The organism is Streptomyces sp. NPDC001373, assembly GCF_042895815.1.
Taxonomy (GTDB): Bacteria; Actinomycetota; Actinomycetes; order Streptomycetales; family Streptomycetaceae; genus Streptomyces.
Genome location: NZ_JBIAWQ010000040.1, coordinates 1 through 19,627, shown reverse-complemented (window position 1 = coordinate 19,627; position 19,627 = coordinate 1). Strand labels below are relative to the sequence as shown.

Genomic DNA, 19,627 nt, shown 5'->3' with positions numbered 1-19,627 from the left:
CCTCCTGCGCCGACGGCGACAGATGCCGCGCGTCCCCCACCAGATCGCTCACACCCCACCAACGACCCAGAACCCAAACCGTTTCGGATCAATATGTTCCCAGTTTCGCTTGCTCTTGTGCCGGGCGCTTTTGCAGCGGAACTTCAGTCCGGGGAGATCTCTACGGCGCCAAGTGTGGGGCTTTGCATGCCGGACGGTACGGTAATTGAGGGTGGACAACGATCGACAGACTCTGTAGCCAACGCTCACTGTCAGGGCCTGAAGGAAGGAAGAGCCCGCGGCAAGGAGGATGGCCAGCAGTGCCGTCGGAAAACGTATCCGTTGCGCTGGCAGTATGCCAGCGACGAGCAGCGTGCCTGGGAGCGAGGCTATAGATACGGATATGACGAAGCATACAACGACTGGCTTCATGTCATTTGCTGGAATCGAACGCCCACCCCGTATTATCCAAACGTGCACTGACTGGATTCTGCATCCCCGCTTGCTGTCCATTCGAATCTCACTGTGAGCTCAATTTATGGCGTCCTTTCGCGGGAACTCCACCAGATCAGGAACGTCGTGCGTCGGCCGACGGTTGTGGATGGTGGTTGAGAGTTTTGTGAGCGTTGCAGATGGCGTCTGGGTCTGGAAGGCCGAAGCGCCTTCGGGCCTCCCGACTCACTGAGCCTTTTCAGCGTTGCCTCTCCAGGGTGAGGACGGCCTTGGCGATGACGGTCATGCGGTTGGGGCTGACGCGGGATCTGCGGAGGATCTGCCGGCACTTCAGCCGTGCCATGCCGCGTTCGACAGGGGCCCGGGTTTGCGCGAGGGTGCGGTTGACAGTGCGCTGAGTGGGAGTGGGCTCCCCGCCGGGCGGTCGTTTGAGGCCGGTGGTGACCCAGGGGCCGGCGCCCGTGTAGGCGCGATCGGCGAGGATGGGGACGCCCTGACGCTCGCAGATCCGGATGATGCGGTGGGTGCGGGCGGCGGTCAGGTCGTGGGGGCGGCCCGGCAGCGCGGGCGAGATCCACAGCACCTCACCGGAGGGGTCGGTGACGACCTGGACGTTCACGCCGTGCCGGCGGATATCCCGAAGCCGGATGCGATGCGGGAGAGGGTGTCGTGGCGGCGTAGGTACACCAGAGCGACGGGCGCACGCCGGTGCGGCGGGAGTTTGCACCGTCGTTCACCCTCACGGGTGACGATGAGCATCGTGACCCACTCGACCAGGGCGTGCGGGAGGTCGAGTGCGGCAGGATTCGGAACCAACAGGGCTCCTGTGCCGATGGGTTGAGACTTCGAACACCTCCCTCAACGGCACGGGAGCCCTGTGCGTTGCGAACCCCTCCCTCACCCCGGCCCCGTCACCCGATCAGTGGCCACGCTGAAAACGCTCACTGGTGTCTCCCGGCCTTGGCTATGTCACGTTCCTGCGGCGTGACGCACAGGGTGTCGCCCTCATAGCTTTCGCGCCAGACGTAGCCCTGGCTGCATGTGCGCGGACCGTAGACGCCGCCGCCGGGCTGACGGTGGGGGTTTTGGTCGTGGACGTACTGGCGGTATTGCGGTGTCACACACACAGTGTCGCCGTCGAAACTGTCCCGCCAGACGTAGCCCTGCTGGCACGTGTCCGGCCCGTAGGCGCCGCCGTTGGGGTCGCGGTAGGGATTGTTGCCGCCGCTGCCGCCCTGACCGAAGATGTCGCTCGTGTCAGCGTTGCCGTCTTTGGAGAGGTGGCTCACGGCCGAGAGCTGGTGTGGGGTCGCGGTCGCCGCGGACGCAGGCAACGCGATGGCTCCGGAGATGAAGACGACCGAGGTGAAGGCCATCGTGTAACGGGAGATCGACATGGGGGCTCCTTGAGGGTGCGTGTCCGGCGGGGGCCGCCGTTCCTCTTCAAGTAGGCGCGTCGGCGGCTGCCCCCGTCATGCCACAGAAAGACGTGTCTTGACGGCAGGCGGCAGGTCTGCCCAGGGCCGACGCGAAGCGCCCCATCCGAACCGGGAACCGGCAGGTGGGGGGCCGTTTCCGTGCCCGAGACGGCTGAAGGCACCTGCCACTCGCCGGCCGCCGAGGCAGCCAGCGAGTCGCACTACGATCCGGGCGCGCCGCTGGAGTGGAGCGATCCACGGACACCCAACCGCATCATCGAAGACCAGTAGCGAAGCCATACGTGTGCACTCAGCTACACCCGGCCGTGCGGCACTCCTACCTGTAGCGGGTGGGACCATGAGAACCCGCCGCCGCTGCCGCCCGCGGTCCAGGAACCGGAGGGGGACAGGGAGGTCGCTTTGTATGCGCCGCCGGCGCCGGAGGCGCCGGCGGAGGCGGCCAGGACGGTGGGGCGGCGTTGCCGCCGGCCATGGTGCGCAGGCCCTGGCTCGGTGTGGTGGCCGGGTCGATGGTCGCGCGGACGGTGCCGGTGGCGGGGTCGTTGTTGCTCGGGACGTCCTTGGCGACGGTGCACTCGGGGAGGTCCGGGGTGGTCAGGAAGCACTCGGAAGTGCAGCGGCATGCCGCGCGCGAGGCGGGCGCCGATCCCGGCGCCTGACCGTCCCGTCCGTCCCGCCACGGAGGGATGATGGAAGGCGGCGGGGAACGTCTCAGGTCCCCTTCCTCCGGGGGCCTGCAACGGATAGCCGACCGGCTTGAGCGCGCTGACCTGCCCCCCTCCACGGCCATTCCACGCCCGCCGCAGGCCCGGCCACCGTTGCACGGCGCCGCTTGCGGTCAGAGGCGGGCGCCGGGCCGGGCCCCTGTCCGCAGCCGGGACGGTACACCGCGTCCGCATCTTTCGCCCCGCACCGGCGATGTCTATCTCTGCGGCCGGGGCGGGTGGGAGGTCACGAGGCGGCCCACTGGACCCCGAGCCCGGCGAGGGCTTCGAGCTGGCCGGTGTCGAGCCGGTCGCGGCGCTGGCGCTGGTTGGCCAGCCACACCCCGGTGCGGTGTGCGGTCCCGTCGGGGAGGTGCTCGACGTGGGACCTGCCGGGCACGCCGCCACCTTCCCGCTCGATGTACTGCGCGAGGGCCTGGACGCCCTTGTGGAAGGCTTCCGCACCCCGTCCGGACGTGGAGGTCGCACTCGTCTTCGCGGGCGCCTGGCGGGAATACAGGCACTCCGGCCTCACCCACCTCGGTGAGGCCGGGGCCGGCCTTCCGATGCTGATGGCGAAGTCGCGGCACAGGAAGCCGGAGAACGTACGGAGGTGCTTCCACCCGTCGGCGGAGGCGATCGCCGAGGTCACCAGCCTGCTGGCGCCTGGCGACAGCAGGCGCTGAGATCAGCCGTGTGTGTCCCGGACTCCTGTCTGCGCCGCCGGCTCGCTACCGGCTGGTGACGTCCAGTTCGGTGTACATCCCGGCGAGGTAATGGCCGGGGAGGTTGCATACGAGCTCGTAGCGCCCGGGGCGCAGCGTCAGCGTGGTCCACGCCATCGTGCCGGGGGCGATGCCGTGCCCCTCGCCCGCTGCGCAGCTGCGGGACGCCTCGCCCAGGCTGCCCGCCTCGCTGACCTTCCCGGCAGGACCGATGGGGCGCTCCCCGATGCCCTGGCCGGACGGCAGCGGGAGCACCACCACCTCGTGCGCCATGGCACCGGTGTTCAGCACCCGCAGCGACACCACACCGGCGGTGACAGTGGCCGGACGGGCCACGAGACGCATCATGCGCATGCCGTAGCCGGGAGTGCCGCCCATCATGCCCGGCCCCATGTCGCTCGCGGTCACGTCCACCACCTGGCCCGGCAGCGCGGGCGCGCTGCAACGCGCGCCCTGGGCCCGCCATGTCACGGGAGTCGCGTGGCGGAAGACGCCGGTGCCTGCCAGCACCATGGTGGTCGCGACGCCCAGCACCAGCGCGGCGACCGCCCCGGCGACGATCAGCCATGCGCTGCGCCGGCGGTCCGCGTTCACCGGTGCTCCCGCAGCAGCGCGAGGCGTCGTTTGTACTCGTCTTCGTCGATTTCCCCGAGGGCGAACCGCTCGGCCAGCAGCTCCTCGGCCCGCCTGCTTCCCCATCCCGGCTCACTGGTGGAGGCAGGCCGTCCCGACTGACTGCCGTGATGGGCACCGCTGAAGTGGCGGATGAGCGCGACGATTGCGGCGATCACCAGCGCCCAGAACAGCACCATGAACACGGCCATCAAGAACCAGCCGCCCCAGCCCCAGCCGTCGTCGTACCACATCATGACGATCACCTTCCTGGCTTGCGGCCCTCCCTGTTTCCAGCGTGCGCCGGGGGTGGCCTCGGCGCACAGGGGCAACCAGGTGCCCTGGTGAAAGGGCCGAACGGCCCGCCGCATCTTCCCGGCAGTCCGGACAGCGTCATGCCGCCAGGCGCGGGCCGGGGCATTCCTCGTCGGTGGCGTCCGGATTGCGCAGCGGACCAGGCCGCCGGGCAGGTCGGGAAGCTGGAAGGAGTACCGGCCGAGCATGTTGATGTGATGCCGTACAAACGGCGAGAGCCCGGCCACGTCCTCGTCACGGAGGTCGAAGCCGTCCGTCCGGAGCTGGTTCACCGCGGCGTCCGTGTAACGCGTATTTTACAGGACGAGGGCGTTGAGGAGCAGGCCCAGGGCGCCGATCTGGTCTTCCATGCCGTCCTGGTAGAGCTGCCCGGACCGGCCGTGGAAGATTCTCTTCAGTGAGATCACCGCGGACGAGGGCCGCCACCGCGACGCCTTCCGCACGGCTCTCACGGTCGTGACCACCGGCCACGGCACGATCCCGGCGCCGCCGAAGGCCGACGTGGTGCCGGTGCCCGCCGGGAGGCCGAAGGTGAAGGCCGCCCGCACCAAGGCAAACCTGGATACCACCCTGCACCGCGAGGCGCTCGCCCACGCCAAGTACATGCCTTTTGCCGCCCACGCCCGGCGGAGCGGCAACACGGCGCTGGCCCGCCTGTGGGAGGGCACGGTCAAGGTCGAACTGCACGAGCACCTTGCCGGCGAGGCGGTCCTGGCCGGACTGGTCCGCACGACGAGGACGAACCTGCGCACGGCCATCACCGGGGAGCACAACGAGGCGACCACCGTGTACCCGGGGTTCGTCAAGCGCGACACCGCAGCCGCCCGCTACTGGCGCAACACCGCCGCCGACGAGGTCAGGCACGCCGTCGCCTTCCGTAAGGCACTCAACCAGCTGCGCTGACCGCCCTGGCCACACCCGGAGACCGGCCCACGCGCCGCGCGGCAGTCCGGCCGGTTGAGGCCTCACCCAGGTCGGCCGGCCTGCCACCGGCGCGGCTGTCGCCGCGTCACCGCCCGGCGCCGGAGCGGCTCGTTGAGAAACGGCCTTGCCAGGCCGCCTTCGCACCCGAGTCACCGATCCGGTACACCTGGACGGCCGCGCCGACGGCCACGACCAGGGCGATCACCAGCGCCACAGCGCGCACCACAACAGAAGAAGCCAGCCGGACCGCGGCGGACGCCCCGCCGTCGGTGGGGCTGTCGGCCTCCCCGCTGCGGTCTCGTTTCCGGCTGAGGCCGGCGCGGCCGAGCAGCCAGACGGCGACCGTCAGCACGAACAGGGCGATCGCCCACGGAGTGAGACCGGACCCCATCTCGGTGTGCTCCTCCACCAGTGCGCTCTCCCGTACCCGGTCCTCCAGCCACTCGCCGGATTCGGTGGTCAGCACCACCAGGACAAGAGTGACGAGCCCCATCAACGGCAGCACCCAGCCGAGCCTGCGCGCCGCCGAAGACCACAGCGCACAGACCACGAGCGCCAACGCCGTCAGCGGGACCAGCACCACTGCGCCGTGAACGAAGAGGGGATGGCCGGGAAGGCCGTTGATCAGCCCAACATCCACAGAGGTCTCCTCCGACGAGCACACAAGGGAGCATTCATCCAGATATCCGCCTTTTCGGAGATTATGCGGTAGATCCGTCCGCGCGCAGGAGGGGCGCGTGTATGGAGCAGTGCCCAAGGTGCAACATCGCCGTCGCACCTGCCGAGTCCTCAGGCTCCGGATGGGCCGTGAGTCGTACCGACCGGAAATGAGCCCGGCTGAGCGTGGTCAGGTGCCGCAGACGTCTTCGTCTCACGGGGCCAAGGAGAAGTGGTTCTCTCAACTTCAGCAACAGTGCGAACCCGAGCCGAGTCGCCCCGGACTTGTTCCGCACCCGCTCATGTCGTCTTCCAGCAACGTCCAGAAGTCAATCAGGTCCTCCGGGCCGGTGGTGCGGGTCGCGGGCCTGGAGCCTGGCCGAACGCGTCGGCGATGACCTGGGTCTGGTACGTCAGCCCCTGCTGACCCACCGGTCCGCGCTCAACCCTCCAGCAGCAACAAAAGAGGGTACAGGGTCGTCGATCACGAGGACATCTGGTCCGATGTGACGTCCCGTCCGGCCGCCGGGGCCCGGGAGGACAGGGACGCGTTCATCACGCTGTCGTCCTCGAACGCTCGCTAATTCTCCCACCCCGGGGTACTACACCTGGTAGGCCAGGCCCGTATACCTCTACGCACGCCCGGGCAATACATCGACTGGGGCAACTCGTACCACGGCGGCACAGGCCAGTCGGACAGCCACTGCCGATAACGGCGGCGGACCGCGCACTGCGGACAGCGGACCCAGAGGATCCGAGTACCGTCCCACCGTGCTCCTCTTCCTGTTCCTGAGGAACGGCCCGGCGTGACGATCCAGTAGGTCGGCGAGACAACCAACAAGCCTCATCTGTTCAAGGTGAGACTGGTGTGTGTGAGACAAGGTGCGTAGAGGTCCCGCCGCCGGCCGGTCCGCTGGACCTGACCCGTCCCCACTTCGTCGGGATCTGCGGGGCGGGCGACGGCCGTCGACGCGGTCACCGGCACGGTGGGGCCCTGCACGTCGCACAGACGGCTGCCGACGGCGGTCGCGACGGCTTCAATCCTGACAGGATCCACCGGGGCCTGCTTATGCGGATGGCCTGCCGTCCTCACCAGTGGGTGAGGTCGAACACCTGGGAACAGTAGGGGTCGGTCTCGTCGGAGGGGTTGTAGCGGAGCTGGTCTTCGGCGATGAGACCGGGCAGGGCTGCTGCGAGGCCGGTGATCCCGGCCCTGGGCACCCCGTCCTCATCCCGTAGAGCGACATCGAGTCCGTACGGGGCCTCCTGGGCGTTGCCGGTGACGTACAGGCGTGCTCGCCAGGAGTCGAGGAGCAGGAAGCCGAGCAGGAGGAGTTTTTGCTCGCCGGTGTCGGGGACTGCGGTGAGGGCGGTGGCGGCGGCGTGGAGGGAGTCGGTGATGTCCAGGGCGGCGGGGTGGGTGTCGAGGAACTGACGCAGGGTTCCGCTGGGCATGACGGGGATGCCGAACGCGTCCCGGACGAGGCCGGTCTCGTTCTGCCGATCTGGGGCAGGGTGGCGCACCAGGTGGCGAACGGCGGTCACCAACCCCGCGGCGGGGATGTCGTGGCCGGCGCGGTCGAGCAGAGGCACGTCGTATGCCTGGGACGTCGTCAGCCTCACCCCGTCCCAGACGACCACGCGTACGACGTCGGGCTGCTGCGGAAGGGGGAGGACCGCTCGGACGGCGGGTCCGCCTCCAAGGGGAGTCGTCGTGCACCGGAGCATGGCCCTGACCAGGGTGGCCTGCAGCCGTGCGAGTCCCCCGCTCTGCCAGGGGGAAATCGGAGCCGGCTCTGCGTCGTCGCCATGGGGTGTGGGGGGCGGTGGTGTCATGTTTCGTTCACCGCGTCCGGGCACCTGTTCCGTGACACCCGCTCACAGTAGGCAGTGATGGTTCCGATCTTCTGGCTTTGGTCGGAGAGTTGATACACGCCGTCTGCGGTCTTGTAGTCGTACTGGGCAACGACCTTGATGCGGGCGAGGATTGCCCCGAGGCGGTTGGTGAGCACCCCCCCGTACTCGCGTCGCGCACCCTTCTTCTCGGGGTGCTCGCTGGTTACGATCCTGATGACTTTGGGGTCGCGGATGTTGTGTGGTCCAGAGAAGTGCTGCCAGCCGAAGGTGCTGTTGCCTTCCCGGGTTCGGATGGCCTTCCCTTCGCCGTCCGTGCTGACGAACCTGACGACGCTCCAGTGGCTGGCGCCTCCTACTGCTGCAAAGGCTCGCGCGGGCGGTGTGGCGGCGGTTGCCAGGCCGGCGGCCTGGGCACGGTCCTTCCCGTACGCGGCCGCGTACTCCTCATCAGACATCACGCTGAAATCTTCTTGTCCCCGCGGCAGGGTGCGAGAGGCCGCTGGCGGGGCAGCGGCAAGGGCCACCAGGAGCGCGGCTCCTCCAGTGGTACGGCCCACGGTGGTGCAGAACCGGAAGATCAAGCCGGCCTCCTCGGGCGATCCCATGAAGGCGGAAGGTGCTGTCACTCCCCAGGATGGAACAGCAGTGTCGGCGGGAGCCGGGCCGCAGGGGGAAGTTCACCCGAGTTGCGCAAAGCCAGGGAGTAGGGCTCTGTCACCGATCTTGAAATGCCACGACACTCCTTGACCGCATCCGTCAGGGGACCGCACCTCCAGCCGCCAAGGGACGACATGGTCGAGAACCTCTGGAAGCAGACCTTCCAGCATCCGTTGATGCTCGGCGGTGGTTCTTCCGTGGTTCGGTGTTTCGTTCAGCGGGTGCTGTGCCTGTGACCTGGTGCTTTGCGTGATCCGGCGGCGCCGGTGTCGGCGGCCCACAGGGACTGCGAGTCGGTGATCGCGGCCGTCGGCTCCGCCTTGCGTCCTTTTTCCTTTGGCCACGGACCGGCCGCCGAAGTACGAGCGCGCGGCGAAGGGCTCGGCCGTCGACGCGGTCGAGGTCCGGATCCGTGAGCTTCTGCGGGAGACCCCGACGATGCCTGCGACGGTGACCGCCGAGCGGATCGGCTGGAAGAGGGGCATGACGATCCTCAAAGACCGGGTGCGTGAGCTTCGGCCGGCCTATGTCCCGGTCGACCCGGTCTCGCGGACGGTCGATCGTCCGGGCGAGCCGGCCCAGTGCGACCTGTGGTTTCCCGAGGCGGACATCCCGCTCGGCTATGGGCAGTCCGGGCGGACGCCCGTGCTGGTGATGGTGTCCGGGTATTCGCGGGTGATCGCCGCCCGGATGCTGCCCTCGCGGCGGACCGGGGACCTGATCGACGGGCACTGGCGGCTGCCGACCGAGTGGGGTGCGGTCCCCAAGACGTTGGTCTGGGACAACGAAGCGGGTGTCGGACGCGGCAGTCCGACCTCGGAGTTCGCCGCATTCGCGGGCCTGCTCGCCACGAAGATCTACTTGTGCCCGGCCCCGCGATCCGGAAGCGAAAGGGCTGGTGGAGCGGGCGAACGGCTATCTGGAGACATCGTTCCTGCCAGGACGACACTTCTCGGGCCCGGACGACTTCAACACCCAGCTGGCCGCCTGGCTGAAGGTCGCCAACCGCGGGATCCACCGCACTTTGGGTGCCCGCCCGGCCGAGAGGTGGGAAGCCGACCAGGCCCAGATGCTCGCCCTCCCGGCCGTGGATCCGCCGACCTGGTGGCGGTTCCAGGTCAGGCAGCAGGCGCTGACGTTGGGGTTGTATGCAGCAGCAGGGCATGGATCTCGCCCGCAACATCGCAGATCTGCGATGTCATGCAGCGCTCGGCTGAGCCCACCGTCGTGCTGGTGTCCGGGAAACAGGAGTTGCCAGTCAGGTGCTGCACGGCTGGGGCAGCGCATGCCTGGGGCCGCAGCCGTGTGCCGCCTCGGGCCATGCACATGCTGCGCTGCACCTTGGACACCGCCCTGCTGCACCCGACGCCCCCACCCGGAGCGCGAGCAGCATCCGAACAGCAGCGGCTACAGCACGGTGCCGTGCAGGGCGCGGCGGTCGCCGGAGATGGCGTAGCGGCGGGCGGCGAGGCCGTGTTCGAGGGGCTCGCCGATCGCGTGGGTGCTGGCGATGATCCCGCTACCGCGGCCCTGCAAAGACCAGCCTCCAACACCAGCTCACGGGCGCCGCGATCAACATCGCCCGCATCGACGCCCACCTCACCGACGCACCCCGAGCCCGCACCCGCACCAGCCACTTCGCAGCACGTCGCCCCGCCGAGCAGCAGCTCGACGGGGCGACGTAGCAGACACGACCCCGAATTGCACAACAGCGTCCCGCCGTTGGGCGCGCAGGGGGGGATCTGGCAGCCCGAGAGGTAGCGGTGTGGCGGGGTCAGGTGATCGACGGGTAGGAGACGATGTCCTCTTCGACGCTGTGGGAGCAGGGGTACAGGCGCGCCTCAGCGCCCTGGTAGAGGCCGCCCCATGAGTTGATGCAGTTGGTGGAGGCGACGCGCGGCTGAAGCTGCCGGCCGTTGCCCGCGTAGACGAAGTTGAACTGGGTGTCGCCTGCGGAGCCGCTGGCACAGGGGTAGAGGCGCATGTGGTTGCCAGTGACGTCGCCGCCCTCCCAGTTGTTCACACACAGGAGGCGGCCCTGGGGGTCGTAGGTTTGGGCTGCCTGGATCTCGAAGTGGGTGGCGTCCTGCGTCTTCAGCCACCACTGCTGAGCGGAGGTGCCGTTGCAGCCCCAGATCTGGACCTTCTGACCGACAACGAAGTTGCCGCCGGAGACGTCGAGGCAGTAGCCGCCGTTGAACCGGATCTCTCCCGCGCCGTATCCGGCGTGGGCGGTTCCGGCGCCGAGCGTGGTGGCGAGCAGCGGAGCTGCGGCGACGGCGGCGATTTTGGCTATGCGGTTGCGCACAGTGAGTTCCCCCTATGATCAACATCAACAAATTTTGACGTTGATCATAGAGGGAACTCTCCGCGTGCAGCCTGCCGAGCGGGATGCGAAGCGGCCCCGCGTGCTGTCAGCACCAATCGGGTCTTGAAGGCCGACGTCACGCAAGGCCCCGACTTGACCACCAGCATCCGCATGCGGTCCGGGCCTCGTATTCACCCCGCCGGCCGTTCAGCCGCAGGGGAGTGAGGTCACTGGTCGGTGTTCTCACCCACGAGCGAGGACGGCAGCTCGACCATGGTCGAGTTCACCGCGCGCTGCTCGTCGATGAAGCTGTCGATCTTCCCGCTCCAGGCCGTCCAGCCGCTGGTTCACGTGGCCGCTGAGGTTCTCGACCTTCTCGTCCAGGTTCCCGAACTGCAGGCGCACCGCGGTCAGGTCGGACTTGATGATCCCGAACTCGCGGGAGTTCTGAGCCGCGACCTCTTCGAAGCACCGGGTCAGGGCAGCGGGCTCGCTGTGAGCAATGGGGCCCTCAGGCACCCCTGCCAGACCACAAACCGTAGACAAGAAGACTCCACGACAACGCGCCCTCTCTCCCCTGTGATCGCCGGTTCCGCAGACCCTCGTGCGAACCGGGTGATCACATTCTCGTGATCACCTGACCTTGAGGCACCACCGCAGAAGCCGCCCATCGACCTCGAGGAGCCACCGTGACCCTGACCGGCTGCAGGACCTGGTCCCGTAGCCGGTCAGGGTCAAGATCAGCTGTGGAGGAGGCCGAGCTCGCTGTCCGGCCCCGGCCGGGCATGGGGCACAGGCCGGTGTGGGCGCGCTCGGGAGTGCGGCGGGCACCGATGCCGTACTCGATCCACCACTGCGGCGGCTCCGCCGACGGCCGGCGCCGGGCCTTCTCCGCCTCGACCCCGCGGACCGCGGTGATCTTCTCGTCGACGCGGGCGAGGACCAGCTCCAGCCAGCGGCGTATGAGCAGGAGCTGGTCCAGCTCCGTAGGCAGAGGCAGGGGCAGGGGCAGGAGCGGGTCGGAGTCGGGCACGCCGCTTCAGCCGCAGCGGCCCCGCCCGCCGGCTCGTCCGGGGCGGGTCCGCTTCATCAGGTCCATGCGGACGGCGACCCGCTTCTCCACCGGGACGGTCGCCCAGTGGGATGGACCCCGACCGCCCTGGCCGGCTCGCGCCTCCTCCTCGCTCCAGCCCGGGCTGTCGGGCACGTCGCCCCGGTGGGAGAACCGCTCACCGCACGGCCGGCCCTTCACGGGCTCCACGCTCCAGGGCGGGCCGGCGAGGAGCGTGCGGTGCTCGGCGGAGGCGCGGTGGAGGTGTTCCCGCAGCTTGACCAGGCCGTCCGGGAAGGATCCGGCGTCGGAAGCACCCCGATATCGTAAATGTGTTCGATTCCATGGCGGAGGTCGACGCTCCGCCCAGTCACCCGGACTGTGACTGAGCACGGTAGGTGGCCCCGATGGACAGCTTCAACGCTCAGCGGCCGACGCCGGCCGGAAGCGGCTCGGCAGCATCCTCGACATCGCGGTGTGCTCGGGAGCGATGAGCAGAGGGAAGACCGACCCACTCAGTGCCCGGCCGGGGATGTACCTGCGCGCGGGCTCGATGACGTCGGTGCAGTAGACGGGGGCACTGCCGGTGAGCCGCCGGGAGACCTCCCACCGCATTTCCCGGTCCATCTCGCCGGCAAGCATGCGCGAGAGCTTCTTATCGCCATCACCCGCCGCCAGTACGTACACCGGCGGCGCACCGTGGACCGGCTGACCGAGAACGGGAAGTCCGGGCCCTGGGAGCAGCGATCAAGTCGTCCGCACCGCAGGTAACTTCACATGTCCCCTTGACCGGAACCATGCGTGCCAGACAGCCCGAGCCCTGTGTGTGTGGGGGGCGCTGCACGATCTGGGTCGTGTAGGGGAAAAACGGGACCAGTGGCACTGCAGAAACCCCTGCTCAAGGTCAACGGGGACCGTGCGTACCAACACATCACCATGGCTCGGCACCAGGGCACGATGATCGCCTTCGCGATGGACTCCGCTCGCCGGATCGTCTACACGGTGCTCGATCTCGCCGGTTCGGCGCCCGAGGACGAGGTGGACTCGGCGTACTGGAGCGACAATCCGGCCGAGCTGGTCTTCCCCGGGGAGATCGCCGAGGTCGGGTACGGGGTGGTCGGCGCGACCGCGCTGCCGACGGTGAAGCGGGGCGGGGCCGAGGCCGCGGCCGGGGAGCCGCCGGCCGATGAGAGTTCGACCGGCACCTGTCGACCACCGCGCGGCTGACCGCGGACGCGCCGTTCCAGGCGCTGTCGGACGGGACGTACGTGGTGGTGCTGCGCCAGCCGATCAGCGCGGGCGACGCCGGGGCGGTGCACAAGCTGACCGGGGGCGGCTCGTCCGGGGACGCGTCCCGCTCGGACTACGTGCTGGACAGCGGCGGCGCGAAGGTTCCGCTGGTCCGCGACACCCTGCTGTGCGACCGGTGCGTGCTGGTGGACGGCAGGCTGAAGCCGGTGCTGGAGGCGCGCTTCGAGCGCAGCCGGCACTCCACCCGTCCGGAGTCGGCCAAGGGCAGCCTGGGCACCGAGGACATGGAGGGCAGGCCCTTCCACGGGCCGACCCAGGAGCTGTCCTTCGTCCGGAACCTGACACCGGGCCGGTTCTCGGCGGTGCTGGTGCCCACCGGGGTCGCCAACGTGCAGCGCTGGCAGCTGTTCGCGTGCAACGACACCACCGGGCGAGTGGACGGTTTCAGCGTCGAGCAGGGCGCCCAGGGCCTGTTCAACACCCAGGGGATCCGTTTCCACACCAGCCCCGACCCGGCGTTCCAAGACGCGGTGTTCGAGCGGTCCTCCGGCACCTGCCCGTTCACCGGGCGCGACCTGGTGCCGGTCGCGAGCGGCGGCGGGCACGGCGAGACGGCGCTGCGGCTGACGCACGAGGGCGCACCGGCCGCGCTGGTCGTCGCTGACACCCTCGCCGTGGCCGTCTACGCCCACGTCTCCGCGACCTTCGACGGCACCACGGCGAAGCTGTACGTCAACGGCCGGGCGGCGGGCAGCGGCCGCTGCCGTTCACGCCGGGCGCCCGGAGTCCCGTCCTGCTGGGCCGGCAGGACGCGGGCGGCACGCTGCGCCACTTCACCGACGACGTGGACGAGCTGCGAAGAGGGAACCGGGTGCGCTCGTCGGCCGAGCTGGCCGAGGACCTGGGCCACCGGCTGATCCGCAACGAGCCCGGCCTTGACGGCCTACTACCGCTTCGACGAGGGCGCGGGCACCATCACCTACGACCAGAGCGACGACGCGCGGGAAGGCCGAGGGTGCCGCGCAGCGGACTGGCTCGGACGCCCCGATCGGCGACCACCCGGGCGTGCGGAGAGACAGCTTCGTCCTCAAGGGCCGCACGGTGGTGTCCGCCATGTCGGCCGTGCCCTGACCAGCCAGGGCCGTCTCCCGCTCGGAGCCGACTCAGTCCTTCGTCAGGGTCGCCAGCCGGCTGGCCTCCGCCTCGCCGACGCCGAGCCGCCCGAGCGCTGCGGGGCGGTCGGACAGGTCCAGGTCGTTCGGGACGCTCAGCCCGTCGGTCAGCGGGCCCACATCGCGCGGGCGTCGGCGCTCACCGCCACCAGTTCCGGAACCGGGGCCGGGACTGCGGGGGCCGCACTCGGGTACGGCGCGGGCCGGGCAGCCGGGACCCCTGCGGGCGCCGTGGGGCCGTTGACCCGTACCCGGCTCACCCGCCCCACGGCCTCACCCGAACCGCTCCCGACTCGACGGGGCGTTGAGCCCCGACCGGACGATCCTGGGCGCGGGCCGCAGCCGGGCCGCGCCCACGTGGAAATCCGGCCGAACCCGGCTCAGGGCCCGGCGCCGGTCCTGGCCTCCGCTACCTCACGTTTGCCGGCATCAGCCGACCGTCGTCAACGCCGCCGCCGGTAGTATTCGGCCGCGTCCCGCACACTGCCGGAACCGCTGGGCACCCGCCAAGGCATCCTCAGCGCGACAGCCGCGCTCCTTCCTGGCCGGCCACGCGGGCGACCACACCACCCTGCCCATGTCACCGCCAGTGTCGTTGGTGACGGCTGTGCTGCGGCGCGAGGCCTGCGACGAGGTGCGGCGGGCCGGTCGCGGGTGACGGCCTCGGCGGTGGGCCGCCTCGTCAAGGCCGGGCTTCTCGTCTACCTCGGCGGGGGCGTGGGGTGCCCCGACATCCACCCCGATCAGGCCGCGGCCGTCGGCTGGCGACAACGATGGTGCTGCATCCGGTGCGCGAGGACGACCAGCGTGCACAGCGCCCCTGGCAACACCGCCGGTGCCGATGTGCTTCGGGCAACCCGGTTCCCGGCATGACCTCCGCCGCCTCCTTGCTCGCACCGGCCGGGGTCGCCTGCCCGACAGCCAGGCGCCGCAGGGGAGCCGCGGCCGAACATCCGTCGTCGCGCTGCAGCTGGAAGGAGCACTCTCGGAGTGCCGGCGTGCCGACCTGCCCCCGTGTCTCCGAGCGCCCTCCACTCATCGCGAGGGAGGACGGCCACCGAGCAACCGTTGCAACGGGCACCTCCGGCTTCAGCCCACCCAGTGCCACGCGTATCCCGTCCAACGGTGGAGGCGTCCCGCCCGTGGAGCGAGGCGCAGGCCAACCGCACGCAGGCGAAAGCGGCGGCAGACGTTGCACGGTTGCCGTGCGGCGGTGCGCCGGCCGGGCACCACCGCACGGCGGAGGCCCGGCACGCACCGTGGGCCGTGGCCCGTCCAGCACCGATTTCGGCGCCCCCGGCCGCCGCGGCCGGCGCCCGTGTCCACGAACACGGCCACCGCGACCTGGGGCGCACTCACGACCGGCTGATCCCGGCAGCCTGTCACGCTGTACGTAGGCAGGGGTGGCACCTGGCGAGGCGCCGGACCACCCCGTGAACGCCGGCGTGCCTAGCAGGGCACGCCGCTGCCGCCGTCCTTGAGGTAGTCGTCGCGTATCCAGCCCTTGACGCCCGTGGAGTCGTTGCGGACGTAGGTCCAGGTGCCTCCGGTGCCCGACGCGTAGCAGTGGTAGTCGAGCACGTGGTTCGGGGTGGCGACGCCGGTGGCGATGCACAGCGTGTTGCTGGGCCCGGACCGCATGTTGACGGTTGTCGTGGCCGTCTTGCCCCAGCTGTGGCCGTCCTTGTCCGCCGGATTGGACGTCGGGCAGGCGGACGGGGCCGCCGTGGCGGGGCCGGCGGTTACGACGGGCGTGAGGACGGCTCCGACGAACAGCGCGGTGGCCGCCAGGGCGTGTCGCCGATTCCTTCGCATGATGTCTTCCCCTCGGGTCGGTCGGTAGGTCGATCGGACGAGAACGACTCTGCCAACCGGTCCCGCCCGACTCCATGGCATCCGGCGCCATGCCCTTGGCACGGGGCGCCACCCTCGGGGCGGGCGGTCGACAGGAGGCGGAAGTCCTTCGGCGCGAGCCCGTACGCGGCGCGGAAGGCCCGCGTGAAGTCCTCAGGTCTCGTGTACCCCCACCGGCCGGCGATCGCGTGGATGGCCGTCCCCAGCAGCGCCGGGTCACCGAGGTCGCGCCGTGCGTGCTCGAGGCGCTGGCGCCGGATGAAGGCCCCGACCGGCTCGCCGTGCGGCTCGAAGAGGCGGTGGAGGGAGCGCAGGGACATGTGGTGGGCTGCCGCGACCGACTGCGGCGTCAGCTCGGGCTCGCCGAGCCGACCGAGGATGAATGTCCTGATCCGGACGACCAGGACGCGCCGCCGGGTGTCCGAGGGCAGCGGCCGGCCACTGCCGAGGCGGCCACCGAGGAGCGCGGCGGTCAGGTCGAGGGCGGCCTGCTGAAGCCGTAGGCCCTCGTCGGGGGTGAGGGTGCGGCCCTCCCGGCAGGCGCCGGTGAGCAGATCGGCCAGGAGCCGGCCGACGCCCTGCCGCGCCGGGACCGGCGTGGCCAGCAGACGGTCCAGGCCGCGGCCGGGCAGCGGCAGCAGCTTCCTGGGGAACTGGAAGACGAGGTTGGACGCCGGACCGCCGTCGGGCAGAGAGGACGCCTCGAACGGGCGGGAGCTGTCGTAGAGCACGAAGTCGCCGGGTCCGAGCGCGGCGTCGTTGCGGATCTGCCCGATGTGCTGACGGCCCGAGAGGACGAGGGCCAGCTGGTACAGCTCCGGGTCGGAGCGGCGGATCAGGGCGGGAGTCCGCTGGGAGGACAGCGCCGTGTAGGAGAGGTGTGAGAGCTGCGAGGAGCCCAGGGACATCGCCTGGAGGCGGGCACTGTGGTTTGTGGCGCCGGTGAACCTGAACCTGGTGGTCACGAGGGCGAGCGCGGTGGTTTCCGTCCAGCCGTCGGCCCATGAGGGCACGGGCACCCCGCCGCTGTCGAAGACTACGTCCATGAGATCGATCCTGACCCACGGGTCCGCCCCGCCCAAGAGCCACTTCCGGCCGCCACCGCCCCGCCTCCTGCGAGCGCAAGGGGGCGCAAGGGGAAGCTACGGTGCTGATCCCGGACGGCACAGCGCCGGGCTCGGGCAGCGAGCCCTCCCGCGTGTCCGACGGTGTGGGCCTTGACTGCCGTGCACCCCTCGGAGAGCGTGGGCCGTGCGCGTTGGCGCACGTTTCTGCTGTGGTGCCGGGGAACGGGGGTCACGTGGGAGACAACGAGCGGCGGATGTCGGCTGGTGAGTGGTTCCTCCCCGACGATCCCGAACTCGCGGCCGCCACCCTGCGCCGCATCGAGCTGTGCGCGCAGTTCAACAACGCCGCGGCCGCGCTCCCGTCGGAGCGGCGAGACGCCATCCTGCGGGAACTGCTCGGCTCGGTGGGCGAAGGGGTCCGGATCCGGTCCCCCTTCCACTGCGACTTCGGCCGCCACATCCGGATCGGCGCCGGAACCTTCGTCAATTTCGGCGCGGTCTTCCTCGACACCGCGCCGATCACCATCGGCGCGCAGACCCTGATCGGCCCGAACGTCCAGCTGCTGACCCCCACGCATCCCCTGGACCCCGCCCTCCGGCGGGCCGGGTGGGAGCGCGGCCTGCCGGTGACCCTCGGCGACAACGTGTGGCTCGGCGGCGGAACGATCGTCTGCCCGGGGGTCACCATCGGCGCCGACACGGTGGTCGGCGCTGGTTCCGTGGTCGTCAAGGACCTCCCGGCCGGCGTCCTGGCCGTCGGCAACCCGGCTCGCGTCGTCCGCACCCTCGGCCGCGCCGGGTCCGCCCCGGGCCTTCCGGACGGAGACGTGCCTGACCCCCCGTAGAGGGTAAGCGGGTGCGGGTGGGGGCCGCCGGCGCGACTCCCGCGACGGCCACCGCGACCTACGGGTCTGGTCGGTCCCACAGGGCGGAGCGCCGCCCCCGGCCGAGAGGGCCGAGTGCGGCGCTCGGTTCGAAGTCGTGTTGGTCTTTCACGCCGGGGGCCGGTGTCTGGTCGGCTTCCGATGGGTCTACTGGCGGCCTCGCCTGCGCGTGGCGAGCCAGGTGGTGACGGCTGCGGCGCCGACCCCGACGTTCCGGTGCAGGGCGGCGTCCAGTTCGACGCATGTGCTTTCGGGGCAGTTGATCTCGGTGTCCGCATGGCCGTTCTCGTCCAGGCGTACCGCCTGGCAGTGCTCGACGTAGCCGGGCTGTCCCGTCTTGCCCGCCAGCCACGGGAACAGCGCGCCGCGGTCGATGGCGGCGTGCGTGGCGCGGTCGACGGCCGCGCCGGCCAGAAGCGCGGAGGTCTCCGGGCTCGGTGCCCCCGCCCGACAACGAAACACTCACCCGCCGGATCGGCGAGCTGGAGCGACGGATTCTCGACCTACGTTCCGAACTTGCCGAGCGCGACGAGGACCTCGCCGCCGCACGCGCCACCAACCGGGACTTGGTGGCTCACCTCAACCGCTGAGGTTTGGTTCCGCAATAGACCAGAGAGCTGCTTTCCGCCACCGGCAGAACATCGGCCCGACCGGGCTTGACGATCCCTACAGTCCGGTCTCATGACGACGGTTACAACGCGCACGATCGAATATGCGGCCGATGGCTTGACGATGATCGGGCACCTCGCGCTCCCGGCCGGTGTCGACCGCCGGCCCGCGGTCCTGGTCGGGCCCGAGGGGGTGGGGCTCAGCGACGTCGAGCGCCGCCGGGCCGATGCACTCGCCGAGCTGGGATATGTGGCGCTCGCCTTCGACCTCCACGGCGGACGCTATTTGGGCGACCCTGAGGAGATGCTGGCCCGTTGCATGCCGCTGCTCGCCGACCCCGACCGGATGCGAGGCATCGGCCACGCGGCGCTCGACGTGCTCCGCGCAGAGCCGCGGACCGACCCGGACCGGGTCGCCGCCGTCGGCTACGGCACTGGCGGCGCAATCGTGCTGGAACTCGGGCGAGACGGCGTCGACCTGCGCGCGATCGGGACAGTCAACGCACTGACCACGGGCCGACCAGGGGAGGCGGCGTGCATCCACTGCCCGGTGTGGGCCGGGGTCGGGTCGGAAGACCCGATCATGCCGCCCGCTCAGCGGGACGCGTTCACCGCGGAGATGCAGGCTGCGGGCGTCGACTGGCGCCTCACGGTCTACGGCGGCGCCGTGCACGCCTTCCATCACCCACCGGTCGACCACACCATGCTTCCCGGCGTCGGCTACCACCCGCAGCACGCGCAGCGAGCTTGGCGTGACGTCGTCGACCTACTCGCCGAGTGCCTGCCCATGACGGAGTGATCCGGTCACAGGCGGACGCGATCTGCGTGGCGGCCGTCTCCCCGTCGTGGTGTCAGGCGGCGTCGAGGCAGTAGGCGCCGTTGAGTGCGTGGTCGGTGAGGCGGAAGAAGTTCCCGGTGCACTCCACCGCCGAACGACCGTTGCGGTCCGTCCTGCCTGCTATTGATCCGAAACGGTTTGGGTTCTGGGTCGTTGGTGGGGTGTGAGCGATCTGGTGGGGATCCCGCGCTTGAAGTTTCCCCGTGATCTTGGACATGGTGTCGTTATGCCGTGAGGGCCTGGTCTTGCCGGTAGCGCAGGCGGGTTTCGTG

Annotated in this window: 23 protein-coding genes and 2 pseudogenes; 7 read left to right on the top strand and 18 right to left on the bottom strand. The window is 70.1% G+C overall.

Going from position 1 to position 19,627, the window contains the following annotated elements:
* Window positions 1–670: 670 nt before the first annotated feature.
* The 3 genes and pseudogenes from ACFY15_RS36230 to ACFY15_RS36220 all read right to left on the bottom strand — a co-directional run bounded on the left by ACFY15_RS36230 (window position 671) and on the right by ACFY15_RS36220 (window position 2,975).
* Window positions 671–1,248 (bottom strand): annotated as a pseudogene (locus ACFY15_RS36230) (transposase family protein).
* Window positions 1,249–1,373: 125 nt separating this feature from the next.
* A complete protein-coding gene (locus ACFY15_RS36225; RefSeq protein ID WP_390827010.1) occupies window positions 1,374–1,829 on the bottom strand; it encodes a hypothetical protein in 456 nt (151 codons plus the stop codon).
* Between the two features lie 993 nt (window positions 1,830–2,822).
* Window positions 2,823–2,975 (bottom strand): hypothetical protein, encoded by a 153-nt coding sequence (locus tag ACFY15_RS36220; protein ID WP_390827009.1) that lies wholly within the window; start codon window positions 2,973–2,975, stop codon window positions 2,823–2,825.
* 76 nt (window positions 2,976–3,051) lie between these two features.
* Between ACFY15_RS36220 and ACFY15_RS36215 the strand changes: the two genes are divergently transcribed.
* A complete protein-coding gene (locus ACFY15_RS36215) occupies window positions 3,052–3,261 on the top strand; it encodes a hypothetical protein (protein ID WP_390690132.1) in 210 nt (69 codons plus the stop codon).
* Between the two features lie 45 nt (window positions 3,262–3,306).
* On the opposite strand, the gene ACFY15_RS36210 is transcribed toward ACFY15_RS36215, so the two are convergent.
* The 3 genes and pseudogenes from ACFY15_RS36210 to ACFY15_RS36200 all read right to left on the bottom strand — a co-directional run.
* Window positions 3,307–3,894 carry a hypothetical protein gene (locus tag ACFY15_RS36210; protein ID WP_390827008.1) on the bottom strand — a complete coding sequence of 196 codons (588 nt, stop codon included), beginning with the start codon at window positions 3,892–3,894 and terminating at the stop codon, window positions 3,307–3,309.
* Window positions 3,891–4,169, bottom strand: coding sequence for an SHOCT domain-containing protein (locus ACFY15_RS36205; protein ID WP_390827007.1), 279 nt, complete (start codon window positions 4,167–4,169; stop codon window positions 3,891–3,893). Before ACFY15_RS36205 ends, ACFY15_RS36210 begins: the two co-directional genes overlap by 4 nt.
* A gap of 136 nt (window positions 4,170–4,305) precedes the next feature.
* Window positions 4,306–4,622, bottom strand: a pseudogene (locus ACFY15_RS36200) (Tn3 family transposase); the annotation flags it as partial.
* Between the two features lie 61 nt (window positions 4,623–4,683).
* On the opposite strand from ACFY15_RS36200, the gene ACFY15_RS36195 reads away from it, so the two are divergent.
* Window positions 4,684–5,130, top strand: coding sequence for a ferritin family protein (locus tag ACFY15_RS36195; protein WP_390827006.1), 447 nt, complete (start codon window positions 4,684–4,686; stop codon window positions 5,128–5,130).
* Between the two features lie 106 nt (window positions 5,131–5,236).
* On the opposite strand, the gene ACFY15_RS36190 is transcribed toward ACFY15_RS36195, so the two are convergent.
* The 5 genes from ACFY15_RS36190 to ACFY15_RS36170 form a co-directional block, all read right to left on the bottom strand.
* Entirely contained in the window at window positions 5,237–5,791 is a 555-nt protein-coding gene (locus ACFY15_RS36190; protein ID WP_390690123.1) for a DUF2231 domain-containing protein, read from the bottom strand.
* 1,106 nt (window positions 5,792–6,897) lie between these two features.
* Window positions 6,898–7,431, bottom strand: a complete 534-nt coding sequence (locus ACFY15_RS36185; RefSeq protein WP_390827005.1) for a hypothetical protein — start codon at window positions 7,429–7,431, stop codon at window positions 6,898–6,900.
* Window positions 7,432–7,640: 209 nt separating this feature from the next.
* Complete coding sequence (locus ACFY15_RS36180) at window positions 7,641–8,120, bottom strand: hypothetical protein (RefSeq protein WP_390827004.1); 480 nt, start codon at window positions 8,118–8,120, stop codon at window positions 7,641–7,643.
* Window positions 8,121–9,729: 1,609 nt separating this feature from the next.
* On the bottom strand, window positions 9,730–9,858 hold the full coding sequence (locus tag ACFY15_RS36175) for a hypothetical protein (protein WP_390691794.1): 129 nt from the start codon (window positions 9,856–9,858) through the stop codon (window positions 9,730–9,732).
* 238 nt (window positions 9,859–10,096) lie between these two features.
* Entirely contained in the window at window positions 10,097–10,630 is a 534-nt protein-coding gene (locus tag ACFY15_RS36170; RefSeq protein ID WP_390827003.1) for an RICIN domain-containing protein, read from the bottom strand.
* Between the two features lie 273 nt (window positions 10,631–10,903).
* Between ACFY15_RS36170 and ACFY15_RS36165 the strand changes: the two genes are divergently transcribed.
* The gene (locus ACFY15_RS36165; RefSeq protein WP_390827002.1) at window positions 10,904–11,263 is read left to right on the top strand and encodes a hypothetical protein; all 360 of its coding nucleotides are present in this window, start codon (window positions 10,904–10,906) and stop codon (window positions 11,261–11,263) included.
* Here the strand turns inward: ACFY15_RS36165 and ACFY15_RS36160 are convergent.
* Window positions 11,250–11,663, bottom strand: coding sequence for a hypothetical protein (locus ACFY15_RS36160; protein ID WP_390827001.1), 414 nt, complete (start codon window positions 11,661–11,663; stop codon window positions 11,250–11,252). The two genes, ACFY15_RS36165 and ACFY15_RS36160, sit on opposite strands and share 14 nt — an antisense overlap.
* 435 nt (window positions 11,664–12,098) lie before the next feature.
* The gene (locus ACFY15_RS36155; protein ID WP_390691790.1) at window positions 12,099–12,323 is read right to left on the bottom strand and encodes a hypothetical protein; all 225 of its coding nucleotides are present in this window, start codon (window positions 12,321–12,323) and stop codon (window positions 12,099–12,101) included.
* 234 nt (window positions 12,324–12,557) lie between these two features.
* Here ACFY15_RS36155 and ACFY15_RS36150 point away from each other — a divergent pair, with 234 nt between their 5' ends.
* Both ACFY15_RS36150 and ACFY15_RS36145 read left to right on the top strand, forming a co-directional pair.
* Window positions 12,558–12,908 (top strand): hypothetical protein, encoded by a 351-nt coding sequence (locus ACFY15_RS36150; protein ID WP_390827000.1) that lies wholly within the window; start codon window positions 12,558–12,560, stop codon window positions 12,906–12,908.
* A gap of 44 nt (window positions 12,909–12,952) precedes the next feature.
* A complete protein-coding gene (locus tag ACFY15_RS36145; protein WP_390826998.1) occupies window positions 12,953–13,849 on the top strand; it encodes a LamG-like jellyroll fold domain-containing protein in 897 nt (298 codons plus the stop codon).
* Between the two features lie 246 nt (window positions 13,850–14,095).
* Here the strand turns inward: ACFY15_RS36145 and ACFY15_RS36140 are convergent, their stop codons facing one another.
* The 3 genes from ACFY15_RS36140 to ACFY15_RS36130 all read right to left on the bottom strand — a co-directional run bounded on the left by ACFY15_RS36140 (window position 14,096) and on the right by ACFY15_RS36130 (window position 17,004).
* Window positions 14,096–14,224, bottom strand: a complete 129-nt coding sequence (locus ACFY15_RS36140) for a hypothetical protein (protein WP_390826996.1) — start codon at window positions 14,222–14,224, stop codon at window positions 14,096–14,098.
* Window positions 14,225–15,553: 1,329 nt separating this feature from the next.
* A complete protein-coding gene (locus tag ACFY15_RS36135; protein ID WP_390826994.1) occupies window positions 15,554–15,919 on the bottom strand; it encodes a hypothetical protein in 366 nt (121 codons plus the stop codon).
* Window positions 15,847–17,004 carry a helix-turn-helix domain-containing protein gene (locus tag ACFY15_RS36130; protein ID WP_390826993.1) on the bottom strand — a complete coding sequence of 386 codons (1,158 nt, stop codon included), beginning with the start codon at window positions 17,002–17,004 and terminating at the stop codon, window positions 15,847–15,849. Before ACFY15_RS36130 ends, ACFY15_RS36135 begins: the two co-directional genes overlap by 73 nt.
* A 254-nt stretch (window positions 17,005–17,258) precedes the next feature.
* On the opposite strand from ACFY15_RS36130, the gene ACFY15_RS36125 reads away from it, so the two are divergent.
* The gene (locus ACFY15_RS36125) at window positions 17,259–17,870 is read left to right on the top strand and encodes a sugar O-acetyltransferase (protein WP_390826992.1); all 612 of its coding nucleotides are present in this window, start codon (window positions 17,259–17,261) and stop codon (window positions 17,868–17,870) included.
* Between the two features lie 186 nt (window positions 17,871–18,056).
* On the opposite strand, the gene ACFY15_RS36120 is transcribed toward ACFY15_RS36125, so the two are convergent.
* Entirely contained in the window at window positions 18,057–18,371 is a 315-nt protein-coding gene (locus ACFY15_RS36120; RefSeq protein ID WP_390826991.1) for a hypothetical protein, read from the bottom strand.
* Window positions 18,372–18,590: 219 nt separating this feature from the next.
* On the opposite strand from ACFY15_RS36120, the gene ACFY15_RS36115 reads away from it, so the two are divergent.
* Window positions 18,591–19,316 (top strand): dienelactone hydrolase family protein, encoded by a 726-nt coding sequence (locus ACFY15_RS36115; protein ID WP_390826990.1) that lies wholly within the window; start codon window positions 18,591–18,593, stop codon window positions 19,314–19,316.
* Between the two features lie 52 nt (window positions 19,317–19,368).
* Here ACFY15_RS36115 and ACFY15_RS36110 read toward each other — a convergent pair.
* A partial coding sequence (locus tag ACFY15_RS36110) for a hypothetical protein (RefSeq protein ID WP_390826989.1) occupies window positions 19,369–19,627 on the bottom strand: 259 nt, incomplete at its 5' end.

Bases quoted from the DNA above. Each gene is read 5' to 3' on its own strand.
- ACFY15_RS36225 (WP_390827010.1), bottom strand. From the start codon at position 1,829: ATGTCGATCTCCCGTTACACGATGGCCTTCACCTCGGTCGTCTTCATC.
- ACFY15_RS36205 (WP_390827007.1), bottom strand. From the start codon at position 4,169: ATGATGTGGTACGACGACGGCTGGGGCTGGGGCGGCTGGTTCTTGATG.
- ACFY15_RS36180 (WP_390827004.1), bottom strand. From the start codon at position 8,120: ATGTCTGATGAGGAGTACGCGGCCGCGTACGGGAAGGACCGTGCCCAG.
- ACFY15_RS36165 (WP_390827002.1), top strand. From the start codon at position 10,904: ATGGTCGAGTTCACCGCGCGCTGCTCGTCGATGAAGCTGTCGATCTTC.
- ACFY15_RS36155 (WP_390691790.1), bottom strand. From the start codon at position 12,323: ATGCTTGCCGGCGAGATGGACCGGGAAATGCGGTGGGAGGTCTCCCGG.
- ACFY15_RS36135 (WP_390826994.1), bottom strand. From the start codon at position 15,919: ATGCGAAGGAATCGGCGACACGCCCTGGCGGCCACCGCGCTGTTCGTC.
- ACFY15_RS36130 (WP_390826993.1), bottom strand. From the start codon at position 17,004: ATGGACGTAGTCTTCGACAGCGGCGGGGTGCCCGTGCCCTCATGGGCC.
- ACFY15_RS36115 (WP_390826990.1), top strand. From the start codon at position 18,591: ATGACGACGGTTACAACGCGCACGATCGAATATGCGGCCGATGGCTTG.